The organism is Massilia sp. ZL223 (assembly GCF_018119395.1).
Classification (GTDB): Bacteria; Pseudomonadota; Gammaproteobacteria; order Burkholderiales; family Burkholderiaceae_D; genus Telluria.
On record NZ_JAGPWD010000004.1, the window covers coordinates 28,866 to 42,200 of the forward strand.

At 63.6% G+C, this 13,335-nt stretch carries 10 protein-coding genes; 1 reads left to right on the forward strand and 9 read right to left on the reverse strand.

Annotated elements, in window-relative coordinates; all coding sequences use genetic code 11:
- Positions 1–55 precede the first annotated feature (55 nt).
- The 9 genes from KBW95_RS04085 to KBW95_RS04125 all read right to left on the reverse strand — a co-directional run bounded on the left by KBW95_RS04085 (position 56) and on the right by KBW95_RS04125 (position 12,748).
- The gene (locus KBW95_RS04085; RefSeq protein WP_211527558.1) at positions 56–832 is read right to left on the reverse strand and encodes a VacJ family lipoprotein; all 777 of its coding nucleotides are present in this window, start codon (positions 830–832) and stop codon (positions 56–58) included.
- Entirely contained in the window at positions 829–1,302 is a 474-nt protein-coding gene (mlaD, locus tag KBW95_RS04090; RefSeq protein ID WP_211522913.1) for an outer membrane lipid asymmetry maintenance protein MlaD, read from the reverse strand. The genes KBW95_RS04085 and mlaD overlap by 4 nt, the downstream gene beginning before the upstream one ends.
- A gap of 30 nt (positions 1,303–1,332) precedes the next feature.
- A complete protein-coding gene (gene mlaE / locus KBW95_RS04095) occupies positions 1,333–2,115 on the reverse strand; it encodes a lipid asymmetry maintenance ABC transporter permease subunit MlaE (RefSeq protein ID WP_211522914.1) in 783 nt (260 codons plus the stop codon).
- A complete protein-coding gene (locus KBW95_RS04100) occupies positions 2,112–2,915 on the reverse strand; it encodes an ABC transporter ATP-binding protein (protein ID WP_211522915.1) in 804 nt (267 codons plus the stop codon). Before KBW95_RS04100 ends, mlaE begins: the two co-directional genes overlap by 4 nt.
- Before the next feature lie 371 nt (positions 2,916–3,286).
- Positions 3,287–4,750, reverse strand: coding sequence for a glutamate synthase subunit beta (locus KBW95_RS04105; RefSeq protein WP_211522916.1), 1,464 nt, complete (start codon positions 4,748–4,750; stop codon positions 3,287–3,289).
- A 158-nt stretch (positions 4,751–4,908) separates the two neighbouring features.
- Positions 4,909–9,630, reverse strand: a complete 4,722-nt coding sequence (locus KBW95_RS04110; RefSeq protein ID WP_211522917.1) for a glutamate synthase-related protein — start codon at positions 9,628–9,630, stop codon at positions 4,909–4,911.
- 255 nt (positions 9,631–9,885) lie between these two features.
- Positions 9,886–10,590 carry a transposase gene (locus KBW95_RS04115; RefSeq protein WP_211527559.1) on the reverse strand — a complete coding sequence of 235 codons (705 nt, stop codon included), beginning with the start codon at positions 10,588–10,590 and terminating at the stop codon, positions 9,886–9,888.
- Between the two features lie 291 nt (positions 10,591–10,881).
- Positions 10,882–11,562, reverse strand: a complete 681-nt coding sequence (locus tag KBW95_RS04120; RefSeq protein ID WP_211521617.1) for a response regulator transcription factor — start codon at positions 11,560–11,562, stop codon at positions 10,882–10,884.
- Between the two features lie 16 nt (positions 11,563–11,578).
- Positions 11,579–12,748, reverse strand: a complete 1,170-nt coding sequence (locus tag KBW95_RS04125) for a sensor histidine kinase KdpD (RefSeq protein WP_211522919.1) — start codon at positions 12,746–12,748, stop codon at positions 11,579–11,581.
- Positions 12,749–12,908: 160 nt separating this feature from the next.
- Between KBW95_RS04125 and KBW95_RS04130 the strand changes: the two genes are divergently transcribed.
- Positions 12,909–13,157 carry a DUF3297 family protein gene (locus KBW95_RS04130; RefSeq protein WP_211522920.1) on the forward strand — a complete coding sequence of 83 codons (249 nt, stop codon included), beginning with the start codon at positions 12,909–12,911 and terminating at the stop codon, positions 13,155–13,157.
- Positions 13,158–13,335: the final 178 nt, after the last annotated feature.

Here is a 13,335-nt window from a genome sequence, read left to right on the forward strand (position 1 = left end):
CAGCCGCGCAACCGGCCCGGTGGGACGGTTCGCGGCACTGACCGGTTAACTCTTCTTACTGCTTTTCGGATGACACCGGTTGCGGAACGACTTGCGAATTGGCGTCCGCATCCTTGTCTTCCGCCGCTTGCGGCGGATTGCCGTCGTAGACCTGGCTCTGGCGGCGCTGCATGTAGCCGTCGCGGATGAAGTCGTAGCGGTCCAGGGCGGCGTCTTCCAGCAGGCTGGTGGCGTCCAGCAGGGTGGCGCGCTTGTCGACCACGCGCACGGCGTTGCCGATGTTGCGCCAGTTGTCAGGCTGCTTGTATTTCCAGATGTCGGCGCCGATGTCGGCCGGCAAGGCCGCGGTGTCACGTACCGTAGATGGGCCCAACAATGGCAACATCAAGTAGGGGCCGCTTGGAACGCCCCAGACGCCCAGGGTCTGGCCGAAATCTTCGTTGTGCTTCGGAATGCCCGCTTCCGAAGCGATGTCGAGCACGCCGAGCAGCCCGAAGGTCGAGTTGAAGGCGAAACGGGTCAAATCGCCCATGCCGGCCTGGCCTTTGCCTTGCAGCAGGTTATTGACGCCGCTCCAGGCATCCGACAAGTTGCCGAAGAAATTGTTCACGCCGGTCTGGACGGGACCCGGGGTGTAATCCTTGTAGACGGTGGCGGTCGGCTTGAGCACGGTGCGGTCGACCGCATCGTTAAAGCTGAACACGGCACGGTTGTAGCCTTCGAGCGGATCCTGTGGATTGGTCGCGGTCGAGGCGCAGCCGGTGAGCGCGAGCATCGCCGCGACGGCGGCGAGCGCGGAGGCGCGGCGGGCGGTACGGGAAACGTGGGTCATTCGCTACCTTCCTTTCCTTCAGCGGCCTTGCTATAGATGAATTGGTTGATCAGGTCTTCCAGCACCGCAGCCGACTGGGTACGGTTGATGCGGTCGCCGTCGACCAGGTTCTGGGTGTCGCCACCCGGTTCGATGCCGATGTACTGCTCGCCGAGCAGGCCAGCGGTCAAGATCTTCAGCGAACTATCTTTAGGGAATTTATACGAGGGCTCGAGATCGAGGCGCACCAAGGCCTGGTAGGTCTTGTCGTCGAAGCTGATCTCGCCCACGCGGCCGACCACCACGCCCGCGCTCTTGACCGGCGCCTGCGGCTTGAGACCGCCGATGTTGTCGAACTTGCCAGTCACGGCATAGGTCTTGCCAAACGAAATGGTGCTCATGTTGCCGGCCTTCAGGGCCAGGAACAGCAGCGATGCCAGGCCCAGCAGGACGAACAGGCCGACCCAAACGTCGATAGTTTTGCGATGCATGTGAATACCTTACGGAACTTAGTTAATTCTTTACTTGTTGAACATCAGGGCGGTCATGATGAAGTCCAGCCCCCAGACCATCAGCGAAGCGATCACGACGGTGCGCGTGGTGGCGCGCGACACGTCTTCCGGCGTCGGCTGGGCCTGGTAGCCCTGGAACAGGGCAGTAAAGGTCACCGCGACACCAAAGATAAAGCTCTTCAGCACACCGTTCAGTACGTCAGCTCGCACATCGACGCCGGATTGCATCTGCGACCAGAACGCACCTTCGTCGACACCGATCAGCTGCACGCCGACCAGGTAGCCGCCCAGCACGCCGACGGCCGAGAACACGGTGGCCAGCACCGGCATGGCGATCACGCCGGCCCAGAAGCGCGGCGCGAGCACGCGCTGCACCGGGTTAATCGCCATCATTTCCATGGCGGACAGCTGTTCGCCGGCCTTCATCAGGCCGATCTGCGCGGTGAGCGAGGTGCCGGCGCGGCCGGCGAACAGCAGCGCGGTCACGACCGGGCCCAGTTCGCGGGTCAGCGCCAGCGCCACGACCTGGCCCAGCTTCTGTTCGGCGCCGTACTGGTTCAGGGTGTAATAGCCCTGCAGGCCCAGCACCATGCCGACGAACAGGCCGGACACGACGATGATCACCAGCGAATAGTTGCCGATGAAATGGACCTGTTCCGAGATCAGCGCGGGCCGGCGGAAGGCTCCGGGCGAGCAACCCAGCAGGGTAAAGAAGGAACGAGTGGCGAAGCCCAGGCTGGCGACGCTTTCGCGCACGGTGCGGCCGATGCTTTCGAGGATGCGGGCGATCATTTGCTCACTCCCAGGCCCAGGTCCTCGGCGAGCGACTTGCCGGGATAGTGGAAGGGCACGGGGCCGTCCGGGGCCGCGTTGACGAACTGCTTCACGTACGGATCTTCCGAGACGCGCAGCTCGGCCGGCGTGCCTTCGGCGACGATCTTGCCTGCCGACATGAAGTACACATAGTCGGCGATGGCGAAGCATTCGTGCACGTCGTGCGAGACCAGGATCGAGGTCGAGCCGAGGGCGTCGTTCAGGTTGCGGATCAGGTTGGCGGTGACGCCCATCGAGATCGGGTCGAGGCCGGCAAAGGGCTCGTCGTACATGATCAGTTCCGGATCCAAAGCGACCGCGCGAGCTACTGCTACCCTGCGCGCCATGCCGCCCGAGATCTCGGCGGGCTTGAGGCGATGCGCATTGCGCAGGCCGACGGCGTTGAGCTTCATCAGGACCAGGTCACGGATCAGCTCTTCCGGCAGGTTCGTGTGTTCGCGCAACGGGAAGGCAACGTTATCGAAGACGGACAGGTCGGTGAACAGGGCGCCGAACTGGAACAGCATGCCCATGCGGCGGCGCAGGCGGTACAGGCCGTCGGTGTCGAGCTGGTGCACGACTTCGCCGCCCACGCGGACTTCGCCGCGCTGGGGGCGGATCTGGCCGCCGATCAGGCGCAGCACGGTGGTCTTGCCACAGCCCGAGCCGCCCATGACGGCAATGAGCTTACCGCGTGGGAAATCCATGCGGAGGTTCGACAGGATGGAACGCTCTCCGTACGCAAAGTGCAGATCGCGAATTTCGACTAGGTTTGGCACAGCGTGATTAATTTTTGAGGAATCCGGTATTGTAGTGCAGAAAGGGCAAGCCTTGCTGGCGGCACCTCCGTTTTGGAGGCTGGATCGACGTGCAATTACAACACAACTAACTCACGAGTCACTAATTTGATGATCGTAAGTGGTTGTTTTTGAAGAGATATGTATGTCTCACGAGACTTCAGTTTGTTGAATCATATCAACAAATGCCCATAGGCAACCCACCTCCTGCGTGGGGGAAGTTGTCGACTGAAGAAGCATAAAAGCCTGTACCGCTACGTGCTTTGCTGCAAAGCAGCAATGCCTGTTGATTCAGCTAACAATAAAAAAGGCGGCCCGCAGGCCGCCTAAACGGAAACCTTGGAAACCGTTGATTAGCGCGGCAACACCGAGCTGCCCATCAGGAATTCGTCGACGGCGCGCGCGCACTGGCGGCCTTCGCGGATCGCCCATACCACCAGCGACTGGCCGCGGCGCATGTCGCCGGCGGCGAAGATCTTCGGCGACGAGGTCTGGTAGCAGCCTTCGCCATCGGTGGTGGCGCGGGCGTTGCCGCGGGCGTCCTTCTGCACGCCGAAGGCGTCCAGCACCTGCTGCACCGGCGAAACGAAGCCCATGGCCAGGAACACCAGGTCGGCCTTCATCTCGAATTCCGAATCCGGCACTTCGCTCATCTTGCCGTCCTTCCACTCGACGCGGCAGGCGATCAGCTTCTCGACCTTGCCGCCCTTGCCTTCCAGGCGCTTGGTGGCCACCGCCCAGTCGCGCTCGCAGCCTTCCTCGTGCGAGGACGAGGTGCGCAGGCGGGTCGGCCAGTAGGGCCAGACCAGCGGCTTGTTTTCCTGCTCGGGCGGCATGGGCATCAGTTCGAACTGGGTGACCGAGGCCGCGCCGTGGCGGTTCGAGGTGCCGACACAGTCCGAGCCGGTGTCGCCGCCGCCGATCACGATCACGTGCTTAGCCGTCGCCTTGATCTGGTCCTTCAGCTTGTCGCCCGCGTTGACGCGGTTTTGCTGGGGCAGGAATTCCATCGCGAAGTGCACGCCCTTGAGCTGGCGGCCCGGGACCGGCAGGTCGCGTGGCTGTTCCGCGCCGCCGGCCAGGACCACGGCGTCGAAGTCCTTTTCCAGGTCTTCCGGGAAGATGGTGTCGCGCGCCATGTTGCTGACGGTGGCCGGGAAGTCCTTGCCGATCAGGACACTGGTGCGGAAGCTCACGCCTTCGGCCTGCATCTGTTCGATCCTGCGGTCGATCAGGTCCTTCTCCATCTTGAAGTCGGGGATGCCGTAGCGCAGCAGGCCGCCGAGGCGGTCGCTCTTCTCGAACACGGTCACGTCATGGCCCACGCGCGCCAGCTGCTGGGCGGCGGCCAGGCCGGCGGGGCCGGAACCGACCACGGCGACCTTCTTTCCGGTCTTGACGCTTGGCGGCTGCGGCACGATCCAGCCGTGTTCCCAGCCGCTGTCGGCGATCTTGCGCTCGATCGACTTGATGCCGACCGGCTCATTGTTGATGCCCAGGGTGCAGGCGGCTTCGCAAGGCGCCGGGCAGATGCGGCCGGTCACTTCGGGGAAGTTGTTGGTCGAGTGGAGGTTCTCCACGGCCGCGCGGTAGTTGCCGTGGTAGACCAGGTCGTTCCAGTCCGGGATCATGTTGTTGACCGGGCAGCCCGTGTTGCAGAAGGGGATGCCGCAATCCATGCAGCGCGCGCCCTGCACCTTGGCCTGGCCGTCGGTCAGGGTGACGACGAATTCTTTATAGTTCTTGACGCGATCGGTCGGCTCGAGGTGGCCCTCTTCCTGCCGTGCGAATTCCATGAAGCCGGTAATTTTGCCCACGTTGTTTTCCTTGTATCCATCGGAGAGAGCAGCCCGCTGCCCTACCACCGTCATCCCGGCGCAGGCCGGGATCCAAGTTTTGCGTGCGCTGACGCTACGCTGGCAAACTTGGGTCCCGGCCTTCGCCGGGACGACGGTTCATCTGTTATCGGCAGGCTTTACGCCGCCATCTCGATCTTGTCGTTCGCCTCTTCCATGCTCGAGTTGTGCATCTCTTCGAGCGCCCGCTTGTAGTCGGTCGGGAAGACCTTGACGAACTTGGTGCGGCTGTTGGCCCAGTCGTCGAGCAGGTTGCGCGCGCGGGTGGAACCCGTGTGCTTGAAGTGGCGTTCGATCAGGCGGCGCAGGATGGTTTCGTCGGATTCGCGCTCGCCGTCGCGGGTCTGGCTGTGCCAGCCGGACTTGTCGGACTGCTGCTTGGCCGGCAGCACCGCTTCCAGGTTCACCATCGAGGTATTGCACTTGCCCTCGAACTCGCCCTTCGGGTCGTACACATAGGCCACGCCGCCCGACATGCCCGCCGCGAAGTTGCGGCCGGTCTCGCCCAGCACCACGACCGTACCGCCGGTCATGTATTCGCAGCCGTGGTCGCCGCAGCCTTCCACCACCGCGGTGGCGCCCGAGTTACGGACCGCGAAACGCTCGCCCGCCACGCCGTTGAAGAAGGCCTCGCCCGCAATCGCGCCGTACAGCACGGTGTTGCCGACGATGATGTTGTCCACCGCCCAGCCGCGGAACTCGGTGTTCGGACGCACGATGATGCGGCCGCCCGACAGGCCCTTGCCCACATAGTCGTTGCCTTCGCCAACCAGGTCCATCGTGATGCCGGCCGCCAGGAAGGCCGCGGCCGACTGGCCGGCGGTGCCCTGCAGCTGGATATGGATGGTGTCGTCCGGCAGGCCGGCATGGCCGTAGCGCTTGGCCACTTCGCCCGACAGCATGGCGCCCACGGTGCGGTTGACGTTCTTCACCGGCGAGATGAAGGAGACGCGCTCGCCCTTTTCCAGCGCCGCTTTCGCCTGCGCGATCAGCTTGTGGTCCAGCGCCTTGTCCAGGCCGTGGTCCTGCTCGCCGGTGTGGAAGAGCTGGGCGCGCGAATCGGTCTTCGGCTGGTAGAAGATGTTCGAGAAATCCAGGCCCTGCGCCTTCCAGTGGCCGATGGCCTTGGATTTGTCGAGCAGGTCGGCGCGGCCGATCAGTTCGTCGTAGGTACGGATGCCCAGCTGCGCCATCAGCTGGCGCGCTTCTTCGGCGACGAAGAAGAAGTAGTTCACCACGTGTTCCGGCTTGCCCTGGAACTTGGCGCGCAGGACCGGGTCTTGCGTCGCCACGCCCACCGGGCAGGTATTCAGGTGGCACTTGCGCATCATGATGCAGCCTTCGACCACCAGCGGCGCGGTGGCGAAGCCGACTTCGTCGGCGCCCAGCATGGCGGCGATCACGACGTCGCGGCCGGTACGCATCTGGCCGTCGGCCTGGACCCGAATGCGGCTGCGCAAGCCGTTCAGCACCAGGGTCTGCTGCGTTTCGGCCAGGCCCAGCTCCCACGGGGTGCCGGCGTGCTTGACCGAGGACAGCGGCGAAGCGCCGGTGCCGCCGTCATGGCCCGCCACCACCAGGTGGTCGGCCTTGGCTTTCGAGACGCCGGCAGCCACGGTGCCGATGCCGACTTCCGACACCAGCTTGACCGAGATCGAGGCGCGCGGATTGGCGTTCTTCAGGTCGTGGATCAGCTGCGCCAGGTCTTCGATCGAATAGATGTCGTGGTGCGGCGGCGGCGAGATCAGGCCCACCCCCGGCACCGAGAAGCGCAGGGACGCGATGTATTCGGACACCTTGTGGCCCGGCAGCTGGCCGCCTTCGCCCGGCTTGGCGCCCTGCGCCATCTTGATCTGGATCTGGTCGGCCGAGTTCAGGTACTCGGCGGTCACGCCGAAGCGGCCCGAGGCCACCTGCTTGATCTTGGAGCGCAGCGAGTCACCCTCTTCCAGCGGAATGTCGGCCACCACGCGTTCGCTGCCCAGGATCGATGCCAGGGTCTCGCCCTTGCTGATCTTGATGCCCTTGAATTCATTGGTGTAGCGCGCCGGGTCTTCGCCGCCTTCGCCGGTGTTGCTCTTGCCACCGATGCGGTTCATCGCGATCGCCAGGGTGGCGTGGGCTTCGGTCGAGATCGAGCCCAGCGACATGGCGCCGGTGGCGAAGCGCTTGACGATTTCCTTGGCCGGCTCCACTTCATCCAGCGGGATCGCCTTGCTCGGGTCGATCTTGAACTCGAACAGGCCGCGCAGGGTCAGGTGGCGGCGGGTCTGGTCGTTGATCAGCTGGGCGTATTCTTTATAGGTGCTGAAGTTGTTGGCGCGGGTCGAGTGCTGCAGCTTGGCGATCGCGTCCGGCGTCCACAGGTGGTCCTCGCCGCGCACGCGGTAGGCGTATTCGCCGCCCACGTCGAGCGCATTCGCCAGCACCGGGTCGTTGCCGAAGGCGAGCGTGTGCAGGCGCAGCGCCTCTTCCGCCACTTCGAACAGGCCGATGCCTTCCACGTTGGACGAGGTGCCCTTGAAGTACTTGTCGACCAGCGACTTGTTCAGGCCGACGGCTTCGAAGATCTGGGCGCCGCAATAGGACATGTAGGTGGAGATGCCCATCTTGGACATCACCTTCATCAGGCCCTTGCCGGTCGCCTTGATGTAGTTGTAGATGGCGGTGTCGGCCGACATCTCGTGCGGCAGGCCATGGGCCAGCTCGGCCAGGGTTTCCAGCGCCAGGTAGGGGTGCACGGCTTCCGCGCCGTAGCCCGCCAGCAGGGCGAAATGGTGGGTTTCGCGGGCCGAGCCGGTTTCCACCACCAGGCCGGTGGAGGCGCGCAGGCCGCGCGCCACCAGGTGCTGGTGGATGCTGGACGTCGCCAGCAGCGCGGGGATCGCGACCATGTCGGCCGACAGCTTGCGGTCGGAGACGATCAGGATGTTGTGGCCGGACTTGACCGCGTCGACGGCTTCGGCGCACAGCGAGGCGATCGAGGCTTCGATGCCTTCCTTGCCCCAGCTGGTCGGGTAGCAGATGTTCAGCTCATACGACTTGAACTTGCCGCCGGTGTGCTGGCTGATGTGGCGCAGGCGCGCCATGTCGTCGAAGTTCAGGATCGGCTGCGACACCTCGAGGCGCATCGGCGGGTTGACGTTGTTGGTGTCCAGCAGGTTCGGCTTGGGGCCGATGAAGGACACCAGCGACATCACCATGCTTTCGCGGATCGGGTCGATCGGTGGATTGGTGACCTGGGCGAACAGCTGCTTGAAGTAGTTGTACAGCGGCTTGAGCTTGTTCGAGGTGACGGCCAGCGGCGAGTCGTTGCCCATCGAGCCGGTGGCTTCCTCGGCCAGCACGGCCATCGGCGCCATCAGGAACTTCAGGTCTTCCTGGGTATAGCCGAAGGCTTGCTGACGGTCCAGCAGGGTGATGGCCGCCTTTTCGCCCTGGGCGTGCGCATCCTTGGCGCGGTGCAGGGCCAGCTGCGATTCCGACAGCTTGATTTCGTTGAGCTTGATGCGCACCGACTTGATCCAGGCCTTGTAGGGCTTGGCGTTCGAGTAGGTGTCCTTCAGTTCCTTGTCGTCGATGATGCGGCCGGCTTCGAGGTCGATCAGGAACATCTTGCCCGGCTGGAGGCGCCACTTCTTGACGATGCGCGACTCGGGAATCGGCAGCACGCCGGATTCGGAAGCCATCACCACCAGGTCGTCCTCGGTGACCACGTAGCGCGCCGGGCGCAGGCCGTTGCGGTCCAGGGTGCCGCCGATGTGGCGGCCGTCGGTGAAGGCCATCGCGGCCGGGCCGTCCCACGGCTCCATCATCGCGGCGTGGTATTCGTAGAAGGCGCGGCGGTTGTCGTCCATGGACGTATGGTTTTCCCAGGCTTCCGGGATCATCATCATCATCGCCTGGGCGACCGGATAGCCGGCCATCACCAGCAGCTCGAGCGCGTTGTCGAAGCAGGCGGTGTCGGACTGGCCTTCGTAAATCAGCGGGAACAGCTTGTTCAGGTCCTCGCCCAGCACGGCGGACTTGAGCATGCCTTCGCGGGCGCGGGTCCAGTTGAAGTTGCCCTTCACGGTGTTGATCTCGCCGTTGTGCGCGATCAGGCGGTAGGGGTGGGCCAGCGGCCATTCCGGGAAGGTGTTGGTGGAGAAGCGCTGGTGCACCAGGGCCAGGGCCGAGATGCAGCGCGGGTCCTGCAGGTCCTTGTAATAGACGCCGACCTGGTCGGCCAGCAGCAGGCCCTTGTAGACGATGGTGCGCGCCGACATCGAGGGCACGAAGAATTCCTTGCCGTGCAGGAGCTTGAGCGCCTGGATCGCGTGGCCGGAGGACTTGCGGATCACGTAGAGCTTACGTTCCAGCGCGTCGGTGACCATGATGTCCGGGCCGCGGCCGATGAAGATCTGGCGGATCACCGGCTCCTTGGCCTTGACGAAGGGCGACATCGGCATGGCTTCGTCGACCGGCACGTTGCGCCAGCCCAGCACGACCTGGCCTTCGATGCGCACGGCGCGCTCGATCTCCTGTTCGCAGGCGATGCGCGAGGCGTGTTCTTTCGGCAGGAAGACCATGCCCACGCCGTATTCGCCGGGCGGCGGCAGTTCGACGCCCTGCTTGGCCATCTCGTCGCGGAAGTACTGGTCAGGAATCTGGATCAGGATGCCTGCCCCATCGCCCATCAGCGCATCGGCGCCCACGGCGCCCCGGTGGTCCAGGTTCTTCAGGATCATCAGGCCTTGCTCGATGATCGAATGGCTCTTGTTGCCCTTGATATGGGCGACGAACCCGACGCCGCAGGCGTCGTGTTCATTGGCGGGATCGTACAAACCTTGGGCAATCATGAGGCTTTCTCCACAGCTTTGGTAGGGGTATTAAATCGAGAATAGTGCAATGCAGCAGAATCGGCAACAAGAATAATTAGGGTCAGAGTCGAATTATTTGACAACTTTTTGAGAAGTCAATTAATTGGGGACAGAGTCAATCGGGATGGATAAGAGCCAGCTTTCTAAACGCAAGCCGTTGATTTTGAATCAAAAAATACAAGCGAAAACGGCACGGATAACCGTGCCGTCAGTAGGAGAGAGTCTTGCTCAGGGCTAGAGAAGAGGCGGAATCGGTTCCCGGAACGGGCGGCCGCGCTTGGCAGGAAGGATCTGGCGCTTGGTTTTACGCTCGAGATCGGCCTTGAAGGCGTCCGAGCCCAGCGGGGCGTTCTTCAGGATCGAGGTCGTGATGAAATCGACTTCCTGCTGGGACATGCCCTGCTCCACCAGGGCGATGTAGGCCGCCTCGCGCTGGAAGGGCGTGTTGCCCAGGCTCCAGTAGAGGGAGTGTTCGGTGACGATGCTGTCGGAACGCACCCCCGCGTGGTGGACGTAGCTCGACCAGGGATAGTCCGCCGGCGCATTCACCAGCTGGGCGCGGACCGGATTAAGCTCGATGTAGCGGCTGCAGGCCAGGAAATAGCGTTCGGTATCGATTAGCGAGGTGCGGAACCGGCCTTCGAACAGGCTGCCGGTGCGCTCGTACTTGTTGTTGAACCAGGGGACGTAGAAGCGGCCCACCTTCTGCATCATCAGGGCCAGGCCCGTGTCGTTCGAAGGCGTCGCCAGCAGGTGCAGGTGGTTCGGCATCAGCACATAGGCATGGATCGCCACTTCATAGAAGCGGGCGGTCTCCTTCAGCCAGACCAGGAAGCGCTGGTAGTCGGCCTCTTCGCGGAAGATAGGCTGACGGTTATTCCCACGCTGGATGATGTGGTAGGGCTGGTTCGGAACGATGAGTCGGGGAAGGCGTGCCATGGCATCTGCTCAAACGATGAGCAGGCATTCTACATGAAAAATTGACTCTGTCCCTAATTAATCTCAAGCCACAGCCAAACCAGCGCGACTCCGTCCCCATTTATTTGAATACAGGGAAGAAAATCAGTTGACTCTGTCCCTAATTAGCCAGAATCCTCGCCGGACAGCCAGATCGAGCAGGAAATTGGCCAGTAATTCGACTCTGACCCTAATTGTCCGCCGGGCTATTGGCCAATAAATCGACTCTGACCCTCATTAAAAGAAAAGGGACCTCGGAGGTCCCTTTGCGGATCAGGCCAGCGTGAAGCCGGCGGAGAGGCTGTAGCCTTCGCCGTAGGCGCTGCGCAGCGGCAGGTCCTGGCCCAGGCCAGAGCGGGCCTTCTTGCGCAGGCGGTAGACCAGCATGTCGACCCGGCGGCTGGCGTCCGGGTCCTCGCCGCCCATGCCCGCCACGATCACATGGCGCGGGACAGGACGGGTGTTGATCGTCAGCAGGTGCAGGAAGTTGCACTCTTTTTCGGTCAGGTCGATCACTTTGCCCATCAGCTCGAGCTGGCGCGCGCTCACGCGCAGGGTCCACTTGCTCGGCGCCGGGGCCGGATCCTGCGGACGCACGCGGCGGTCCAGGGCTTCGATGTGGGCCGCCAGTTCCGGGAACTTGATCGGCTTGGTCAGGTAGTGGTCCGCGCCCAGGCGCAGGCCCAGGATGCGGTTGTCGAAGGCCACCCGGCCGGTCAGGACCAGCAGGCCGATCTCCGGATACAGCTGGCGCATGCGCGGGATGACGTTGAAGCCGTCCTCGTCCGGCAGGCCGAGGTCGAGCACCACCACGGCGGCAGGGGTGCGCGTCAGGGCGGCCCACATCTCGCTGGCGGTACGGGCGATCGTGACCTCATGGTCGAGCTCCCGCAAGAACTCGGCCATGTCGTCGGCGTATTCGCCATTGTCTTCAACAATCAATATCTGCGTCATGGTTTAGCCATGTTATTCATTCTTTCCTGGCGGCCAGAGTCGGCGCGCCGGACCGATTATCACTGCTGAGACTTCCTGAAGCAAGCTGTTGTTGCCCGCTGCCCTCACTCGACGGCAGCCAAAGCCGGAATTCGGCGCCATTCTCGCCCTCTTTGCCCGGCGCCAAGTGCAGGCTGCCGCCATGGACGTCCAAAATCGAGCGCGCCATATAGAGGCCCAGGCCGCTGCCCGGCAAGCCAGCTGCATTGCTGCCCCGATAACCCTTGTCGAATATGCGTGCCGCATCTTCTTGCGGCACACCCCCGCCCTGGTCGCGCACGGCGACGTCGACCCCGCCGGCGGCGGGGCGCACGCTGAGCGACACCGGCGTGCCCGGCGGCGAGAAGGCGAGCGCATTGTCGACCAGGACCTTCAGCGCCAGCCGCAGGCCGGCCGGTTCGCCGCGCAGCTGGAAGGCATGCGCACCAAGGTCGACGATCGCCTCGCGCCCGGCGGCGCGCACCTGGGCCGCCGCGGCTTCGACCAGCTCGTTGACCGCCAGGGTATTGGCCTGGCGCGTCTTACCGATGGCCGCCATGCGGTCCGGCGACAGGTATTCGTCCAGCATGCCGATCAGGCGGTCGACCGCCGCGCCGATCTTGCGGTAGCGCTGGCGCGTCGGTTCGTCGGCGTTCACCGCCGTCGCTTCCAGGCGCTGGATGGCGCCGTCGATGGTCGCCAGCGGGGTGCGGAATTCATGGTTGAGCATGCTGGCGAAGCGCTTCTGCTCGGCCTGCTGTGCGCGGCGCGGCGACAGGTCGCGCAGCAGGCCGACCAGCATCGGCGGCGTGTCCGCCGTCACCGTGGACAGCACTTCCAGCGGCAGCGCGCGGCCCTCCAGGTTCGGAACGTCGAGCTCGGCCGAGCGGCGTTCGCCAGGCAGGGCGGCCGCGGCTTCGCGCAGGCAGGCCGCCAGCACGGCCAGCGGCGCATTCCCTGCCGGGTGCGCGAGCGCCTGCTCCAGCGCGGACGGGTCGTGGCCGAGCAGCGCCGCGAAGGCCGGGCTCAGATAGCGCAGCTGGAAACCGGGCAGCGCGATGCCGAATGCGATATCGCCGCCCAGTTCGGCCATGGTGCGGAACTGTCCGGCGGATACGCCGACGTCGGGCTCAGTGGTGGCCTCGTCGGCGTCGACAGTGAAATTCATCAGGGCTTTCGGTTGAGGGCGAGCTGGTGATTATGACTGAAACGAGAGTATATCGTTCACGTTCATTATTTGCACGACAACACCTGTCGTCATATTGCCGACATGACATATTTGAAGAAATACGCCACGGAGCGGGGACTTGCGCGATAATTCGCACACTATGAACGATACCGCAACCCTCCCCCCGCTCCCAGACCGGCTCTCGATCGACCCGAGCAGCCCTTTCCACAACCCGGACGTGTTCCAGCGCGAGATCGGCATCCGCTTCAACGACAAGGATCGCCATGATGTCGAGGAATACTGCCTCAGCGAAGGCTGGATCAAGGTCGCTGCCGGCAAGACGCTGGATCGCAAAGGCAAGCCGATGCTGATCAAGCTGAAGGGCAAGGTCGAGGCGTTTTACAAGTGATTGCCTTGCAGTGTAAACACGAAGGTCGCTGCGGCGGCCTTTTTTGTTGTTCGTGGTGGGCGGGCAAACTTGGGTTCCGGCCTTCGCCGGAACGACGGTTTATCGGCCAACCACTACGTTTGACCTAGCCGATAGCCATAGCACGTCGTCCCGGCGAAGGCCGGGACCCAAGTTCGTA

Bases quoted from the DNA above. Each gene is read 5' to 3' on its own strand.
- KBW95_RS04085 (WP_211527558.1), bottom strand. From the start codon at position 832: ATGACCCACGTTTCCCGTACCGCCCGCCGCGCCTCCGCGCTCGCCGCC.
- mlaD (WP_211522913.1), bottom strand. From the start codon at position 1,302: ATGCATCGCAAAACTATCGACGTTTGGGTCGGCCTGTTCGTCCTGCTG.
- mlaE (WP_211522914.1), bottom strand. From the start codon at position 2,115: ATGATCGCCCGCATCCTCGAAAGCATCGGCCGCACCGTGCGCGAAAGC.
- KBW95_RS04110 (WP_211522917.1), bottom strand. From the start codon at position 9,630: ATGATTGCCCAAGGTTTGTACGATCCCGCCAATGAACACGACGCCTGC.
- KBW95_RS04115 (WP_211527559.1), bottom strand. From the start codon at position 10,590: ATGGCACGCCTTCCCCGACTCATCGTTCCGAACCAGCCCTACCACATC.
- KBW95_RS04120 (WP_211521617.1), bottom strand. From the start codon at position 11,562: ATGACGCAGATATTGATTGTTGAAGACAATGGCGAATACGCCGACGAC.
- KBW95_RS04125 (WP_211522919.1), bottom strand. From the start codon at position 12,748: ATGAATTTCACTGTCGACGCCGACGAGGCCACCACTGAGCCCGACGTC.
- KBW95_RS04130 (WP_211522920.1), top strand. From the start codon at position 12,909: ATGAACGATACCGCAACCCTCCCCCCGCTCCCAGACCGGCTCTCGATC.